The 6,000-nt window shown below is 27.4% G+C and carries 4 protein-coding genes, 1 tRNA gene and 1 rRNA gene; 4 read left to right on the top strand and 2 right to left on the bottom strand.

The genetic code is table 11. The features are described from left to right. The 3 genes from ACXLDF_RS02475 to ACXLDF_RS02465 all read left to right on the top strand — a co-directional run. Positions 1-119 (top strand): 16S ribosomal RNA (locus ACXLDF_RS02475); the annotation flags it as partial. Positions 120-213: 94 nt separating this feature from the next. Continuing rightward, a tRNA-Ala gene (locus tag ACXLDF_RS02470) sits at positions 214-286 on the top strand. A gap of 70 nt (positions 287-356) precedes the next feature. Then, the gene (locus ACXLDF_RS02465) at positions 357-491 is read left to right on the top strand and encodes a hypothetical protein (RefSeq protein ID WP_457556905.1); all 135 of its coding nucleotides are present in this window, start codon (positions 357-359) and stop codon (positions 489-491) included. 12 nt (positions 492-503) lie between these two features. Here ACXLDF_RS02465 and ychF read toward each other — a convergent pair whose 3' ends face one another. Both ychF and ACXLDF_RS02455 read right to left on the bottom strand, forming a co-directional pair. Then, a complete protein-coding gene (gene ychF, locus ACXLDF_RS02460; RefSeq protein ID WP_457556904.1) occupies positions 504-1,718 on the bottom strand; it encodes a YchF-related putative GTPase in 1,215 nt (404 codons plus the stop codon). A gap of 32 nt (positions 1,719-1,750) precedes the next feature. Continuing rightward, complete coding sequence (locus ACXLDF_RS02455) at positions 1,751-4,087, bottom strand: ATP-binding protein (protein ID WP_457556903.1); 2,337 nt, start codon at positions 4,085-4,087, stop codon at positions 1,751-1,753. A gap of 327 nt (positions 4,088-4,414) precedes the next feature. Between ACXLDF_RS02455 and thsB the strand changes: the two genes are divergently transcribed. After that, complete coding sequence (thsB, locus tag ACXLDF_RS02450; RefSeq protein ID WP_457556902.1) at positions 4,415-5,998, top strand: thermosome subunit beta; 1,584 nt, start codon at positions 4,415-4,417, stop codon at positions 5,996-5,998. Positions 5,999-6,000: the final 2 nt, after the last annotated feature.

Raw genomic sequence — 6,000 nt, 5'->3', positions numbered from 1 at the left:
CATCCGAGTGTTATATGGTTGAAAATGGGTCCTTAGGGTTCATTTGAAATCGTGTAGCGCGAGGAGGGAGAAGTCGTAACAAGGTAGCCGTAGGGGAACCTGCGGCTGGATCACCTCCTTTACAACGTACCGAAGGTATCATCCTTCGGGCATTTCTTTTTATACAATTGATTTTAATATTTATAGTTTGTCTATTACAACTAAGCTGCTTTTGGGCCTATAGCTCAGTTGGTAGAGCGCCTGACTTGCACTCAGGAGGTCGGGGATTCAAATTCCCCTAGGTCCATTTTTATTTATGATGAATGAGATTAATTTGTACCAAAATTTTTAATATTTTTAATAAATAAGAAAAATTAATGTTCTTAATACCTTTAAAGTTAGCAGATTGGGATATGGATAAATTTCGATTACGATTACAATTATTAAGTGTATTGGTAATTGTTGTAATACTTATCTATGTAGTTTTTTCTTCAAAAGATAATGAAAGTTAATTTTTTTAATAATTATTTTTGTTTAACTGCAGATACTATTTTAATTATATCGTTGTTTTTTATTTCATAATGTTCTCCTAAACGCATTTTTGTTCTTGCATCTAAACCATAGATAAAATTCTTAGCAAGATCAGAATGAATTTTCTTTTCAACAAACTTCTTCAATTTCATGTTTTGCAAAACTAAATGTGCATCTGGTAAAACGTTTCCATCTTTATCAGAAAATGAATTAATGTCGTAAACAGGATAAACCACAACTTGATTTAGAACATTAAAAACTGAATAATTTATTATATCTTGGATACCTGTACTTTCATATTTTTTGAGTATTTTTTCTTTAATCTCTTTTAGTATATTTAATTCAGATTTTTGCAATTTTTCACTTTGCATTATTTTAAAATTAGCATCACCTGGTAAATATTCAATAATTTTTTCTTCTGCATATTTTCTTAGCCAGTATTCTGCTAAAGCACTGCAAGGAATTATTTTATCTTTATATCTCTTTTTTAGTTTTATTAACATTTGTTCTCCATTATGCTTATCAATTTTATTTGCTGCAATTATTATTGGTTTTGAAATCTCTCTTAATTTTCTCGCAAATTCAAAAATATTATCATCATTCCATTTTGTTAATTTCTCAAAATCTAAATTAACAGAATTCATTGCATTAAGAATATGCTCCTTTTGAATTCCAATTCCAGCTAGACGTTCATGTAATAAATCTATAAATGATAGTTTTTCTTGCTCAATCTTCCGAATAAATTTTCCCCAATCTTTTTTAATAATAAGATCTTTAAACCAAAAATTAATTTCATCTTCTAAAAATTTGATATCTTCTAATGGATCTCTTGCTCCTTCATCAATATCTTGACCTTCAGCATCCAAACTTCCAGAAATATCAATAACATGAATCAATACATCTGCTCGTGCAAGATCTGATAAAAATTGGTTTCCCATCCCTTTTCCTAAATGTGCATCAGGAACTAATCCTGCAACATCCAAAAGTTTCACAGGAATAAATCTATTTTGATTTATGCAGATGGAGTTTTTTGGATTGTCTTTAATATTTAATTCTCGACATGCACAAATTGTTCTGACAAATGATTTTCCTAAATTTGGTTTTATGGTTGTAAATGGATAATTTGCTGTTTTATATTGAGTCAAACAAGCTGCATTAAGGAATGTACTTTTACCAGAAGAAGGTTTCCCAACAATTCCAATAAGCATAATTATTAGTATTTTTTAACATTTAAAAGAGTTTAATTTTTAGATTTCTCTGAATTTTGACTTAAAAGATATTTAATTGCTGGCTCCAATTCTTGAATTATAATATTTTCAATGATTTTTTCTCCTGGTTCTTTAATTAACAATGGTTGTGATTTATTCATTAAAATTTCCAATTCTGTATGTAATTCTTTTAATTCTTGCTTGATGAGTTTACTATTTTCAATTATTTGTTTCTTTTTATCTAGAACATCTACAGATGAATTAGGTAATTGCATTTTTGGTAGATTAAATCCTAAAAAAATATCATTACTTACTTTTTTTAATTTATTAAGATGAAATTCAATCAGTTTGATTATTCTGCTTTCTTTATCATTAAATAAATTATCATATGAACTTGCTAATGTAAAAATGATTTTAAAATTATAACTAGAATATTCCAATTCTATTGGAATAAATATAACATATCTTTTCGCTATTTTTTCTTTATATAATTTTCTTGAGAGATTTTGGTAAATTTCTTGACAGTGTTTTTTATATGATTCATATACTTGTAAACCAAGGGAATAAAACTCTAAAATATTATTTGAATCAGTTTCAATGATGAAGACTTGAAGTGATATTAAATTTCTATTTGATTGGAGATTATTCTTGATACCTTGTATATTTTCATCATTTTCAAGTCTATTATCTATTTTTAACATATTTCTTACAATTTTCGCTAATTTCAAGCCATTGAGACAATCTTCAATTCTTAATTCAGAATTATAAGGATTTTTAACTAATTCCTTTAAAAGGACATAACGTTTTTGAATATCTTTCCATTCAGAAATTATTAGATGCTCATTCTGAATTATTGAAGTCAACTTGTCAAAAATTGAGAAAATTTTTAACATGGCTCCTAAGTAGTTATCGCAAAATATAAGTTCTTCAATTTGGTGAATTTTTTTTAATAAGTCTTCATAAAAATCTTTTACAATTTTAAATTTTGTGTTATTTAAAGTTAAAATTTCTTCTTTCTTCAAATTTTCTTGTTTATTTTTTCTTAGATTTTTAATAATTTGTTCTTTTTTTTTAAGCTTTAATTTCTGGAAGAATTTATTTTGATTTTTTTTCTTTTTACTTGCTGATCCTTCAATATTATTAGTATATAGTAGAAAAGGTTTTGCATTTGAGTAGGTTTTTATTATACACATCCCAGTAGGAAGATCTTGAATATTAAATGTCTGGCCTTTTTCAATACCTAAATGATGAATAATATCCTCACTTCTTTCATTAAACTTAAAAAATAATTTTGTCCCAGAGTTTAATACTATATTTTTACTTATATCCATTGAAGTAGTAATTGAAAGGAGACCTTCTCCCTTTCCCCTTAATAATAATGCAATATCCTCCAAATATAATGATACATTCGATAAATTCACTAATTTATTTGATGCAATATATGAAACATCCTCAAAAATTGTTAAATGTTTTAATTGATCTGTTGGATTACGGTTCATTGCCATTTCCCAAATCCATTTCAGAATTAAATTTGCAAAAAAAATTAAATCTTGTTTTGAACCACCTAATTTTAAAATACTTCCTAAATTAATAACCGTTTTTCTTTGAAGTATTTCTGAAACTTTCAAAGTTTTTTTAGTATCACTAAATACAGCACTTAGTGGCCCATAAGAAAACCTTCTTAATCTATTTTTAATGCTAACTATAGTATTTTCAATTTGCGGAATACTATTTTTTAATTGATTTTTTGAATCATACAATATTGAAAAGAAATTACTCCATGTTTTTGGTTCTGATGATTGACATACTCTTTTTAACACATCTACAAGCACACTTTCCATTTGTGGTGAGAATTCGGAATTGAAGTCAAGGATTCTGCAGGATTTTAGACTATCAAATAGAATTTCTGCATAATTTTCACTTGAAAAAATATCTTTATCAAAAAGATTAATTGAGAAATTTATTCCTGGTTCTAATATTAAAAGATCTGGAATATATGTCTGCAATTTGGCATATTCACCTTTAAACTCAAATAATGTAAATGGAATTGGTTTTAATTTTTTGATAACTTCTTTTAGGAAATACATAATGAAACTAGTTTTCCCAGTACCAGTCTGACCATATATTAGAATATGTCTTTTTAATTCTTCAATATCAAGACTTAGCTTTTGCAAATAATGATTTTTATATATAATTATTCCTAATGGAATAGATTTTTTTCTTTTTCTTTTCAACCTTTTTATAGGTTTATATCCCCACCAAGTACAATTAAAGCGTTTTTGATGGATTTTTTCTACATAAAAAATTCCAATAATAAAAAAAAAATCAATGAGATAAAAAATTTGTATTTTATTATTCTGTAGGATCAAATTCACAAGAAATATAATTACATTTTTAAAGATAATTAAAAATAATAAGGATTTGATGAAAATGGAGTTATAAATTTTAAATTTTTTCAGTTTCCATATTTGAAATATAAAAACACCAAAACTAACACAAACAACACAAATATTTAACTCTAAAATAATTATCCAGAAATTGTTATATTTCATTATTAGAGGATTAACCCCAAAAATTGAGTAAATCACAAGTAAAACCATACGTAATAAAATACCTAAAGATAAAAATAACGAAAATTTTAGGCATAAATTTAAAATTTTTGTTGACTTAGACTTCCTATCAAAGGGGTGATTTGTATGAGTTTGCACCAACCTTATTTAATATTAAAGGAAAACACACAACAATTAAAAGGAAAAGATGCTCTAAAAACTAACATTGAAGCAATTAAGGCAATTGCAGAAACAATTCGAACGACTTTGGGCCCCAAGGGCTTAAATAAAATGTTAGTAGATTCGTTAGGAGATATAACCATCACTAGTGATGGTAATAAAATACTTGAAGAATTAAGTATAGATAACCCAACAGCTAAAATGATTGTTGATCTTGCGAAAACTATCTATAAAAATGTTGGAGATGGCTCAAGTTCTGTTGTTTTATTCATTGCTGCTTTAATGGATAAAGCGGATGAAATGATTTCTATGAATTTAGCTCCCACAATAATCTATGAAGGTTATTTAAAGGCGATTAAATTTTTAAAACAAGAAATTAATAATATTTCCAAAAAATTAACACTAGAAAATACTGATTTTGTTAAATCGTCAATTGTTCGGACTGCATTAAGTAGTAAATCTCTGATGGATGCTCAAGATTTATTTGTTAACATCATTGTCGATGCAATTAGTAAAGTACAAGAAAATCGTGCAGATAAACCATATATAGACCTTGACAATATCCAAATTATTAAAAAAGAAGGAGAAGGGCTACATTCAACAAGATTAATTGATGGAATTATCATAGATAAAGAAGTAGTTAGTCCAATTCTTCCTAAAACAATCCAAAACGCAAAAATTGCTCTTCTTAATGGTGCTTTAGAGATAGTCAAAACTGATTTTTCTTCTGAAATCCAAATTTCTGATCCTGGTGAAATCCAGAAATTTTTAGAGCAGGAAGAAAATATGATAAAAGTTTTAATTGAATCAATTCATGCATCTGGAGCAAATGTTGTTTTTTGTCAAAAAGGTATAGATGAAACAGCACAGCATTTTCTTTCGAAATATGGAATTCTTGCTGTTCGTCGTGTAAAAAATTCTGATATGCAGAAAATTGCCAAAGCCACTGGGGCTAAAATTGTTACTCAAATCAAAGATTTGACTTCATCAGATCTTGGAACTGCAGGAATTGTTAGTGAACGAAAGATCGGTGGAGACAATATGGTTTTTATTGAACATTGTTATAATCCAAAAGCGGTTACAATTTTAGTAAGAGGTGGGACTGAGACAGGAGTAAATGATGCAGAACGTTCTTTAAAAAATGGATTAAATGCTCTCAAATCTTTAATTGAAGTACCAAGATTTGTAGGTGGTGGTGGTTCCATTGAAATTGAATTACGAAAGAGAATCCTTCAATATGCAGAAAAAGTTGGAGGAAAACAGCAAATTTCTATTGAAAGTTTTGCAGATGCTTTAGAAATTGTTCCCACAATATTAATTGAAAATTCTGGCAAGGATCCCCTGGATATTCTCACATCATTAAGATCTCAAGTAGATTATAGCCAAAACAAATGGTTTGGATTTGATGCAATTTCACGTAATATTGTAGATGTGCAAAAAGCAGGAATTATAGATTCAATGGAGATTAAATGGCAAATTTACAATCTTGCTACTGAATTGGCTGTTATTTTCATTCGAATTGATGATTATATTAAGGCAAAAGGAAAATAGTC

It is taken from the genome of Candidatus Harpocratesius sp. (assembly GCF_054039255.1).
The sequence above is the reverse complement of the archived record's forward strand: the minus strand, read 5'-3'. Positions and strand labels throughout refer to the sequence as shown.

Coding starts and splice junctions, on each gene's coding strand:
- ACXLDF_RS02465 (WP_457556905.1), top strand. CDS start 357: ATGTTCTTAATACCTTTAAAGTTAGCAGATTGGGATATGGATAAATTT.
- ychF (WP_457556904.1), bottom strand. CDS start 1,718: ATGCTTATTGGAATTGTTGGGAAACCTTCTTCTGGTAAAAGTACATTC.
- thsB (WP_457556902.1), top strand. CDS start 4,415: ATGAGTTTGCACCAACCTTATTTAATATTAAAGGAAAACACACAACAA.